The sequence below is a fragment of the Siminovitchia jepli genome (assembly GCF_047228825.1).
Taxonomy (GTDB): domain Bacteria; phylum Bacillota; class Bacilli; order Bacillales; family Bacillaceae_C; genus Siminovitchia.
Map to the genome: position 1 here is coordinate 1 of NZ_JBFEGN010000202.1, position 1,143 is coordinate 1,143.

A 1,143-nucleotide genomic window follows, 5' to 3' on the forward strand; every position below is an offset into this window, starting at 1 on the left:
AGAAAAACCGGGCAAAAAGCGGCCCGGTCCTTTTTTGTTTAGAGGATATCCGATAATTTGTACTCCATGCCATGGACTCCTTTATAATACTCCGGATACATTTCTCCTCCACATTGTTCGCATGAAAACATAGGCGGAACTGTTGGATCACCGTTATCCATCAGATCAAAATCCCTGACCACACTTAAAGGGATTTTTTCTTTTTCATGGCACGTCAAACAAACATAGCTGACGCTCTGTTTCCTGGACTGGTTTAAGCTTAAGTTTTTCTTCTTTTTCTTTCCTTTTTTGCGGTGCTTGGATACTGGTGAGATCGTTAATCACCCTTTCTAAATACGCTCTTGTTGTGGGGCACAAGGCTACCTTAATTTCTAGCTTCCCATTTTCAAGACAGACTTCCCCCTTGTATTCATAGTAACACTCACACCTTGGACAGACGAGGGGATCTTTTCTGCCGCTGGCTACAATTCTCTCACGCCATGTCCGGCGGCGCAGGGTCTTTTTTACTTTTACTACCCACCGCTTTACCTCCTGCTGCCAGGCACTTAATATCTTTTTGCATAAGTTCTTCGTCCGTCTGGAATACATGCCATAATGACGAATGGTTTTAAACTGCTCATCCGGTATATGACGAATTAAACGTGAAATGAACTCCTCCACGCTCACTGTTTCCGTCTTTTCTTTCCCATCTGTTTTATCGTTGTACTTAAAAGTAACGAACTGGCCATCATATGCCTCGATCCGATTGATTCCAATCGCTGGTCGACGTATATAACGGCCAATATAACGAAGCTGCTCCTTTACCTTTCCCCTCTGTTTTGGGGCATACACATAGAAGCCTTCCCCATTTTTGGTGAACGCCTTTTGAAGTCTTGGCTGGATTCGCTTCTTTTCCTTCTCCGTCACTCCTTTCCGGATTAATTTTAATACAACCGTCTGCCATTGCTTGCGAAGCATGGCAAATGGCAAAAAATCATACTGTTTCCATTCTCCTTTTTTTGTCAAACCACCCATTGTCACTAACATATGGACATGCGGATTAAAATTGATTCTTGAACCAAAAGTATGCAGTCCCGCAATGATTCCGGGAGTTACCTTTGCTTTCTTTTTAAAGAAGTCCATTATTAATTTCGCAGCCTCATC

1 protein-coding gene is annotated in these 1,143 nt (G+C 42.8%); it reads right to left on the reverse strand.

Annotated features, from left to right (window positions below):
- Window positions 1–204: 204 nt before the first annotated feature.
- Window positions 205–1,143, reverse strand: a 939-nt coding sequence (locus AB1L08_RS22385) for an IS91 family transposase (protein ID WP_413066777.1), incomplete at its 5' end; no start/stop codon positions are given.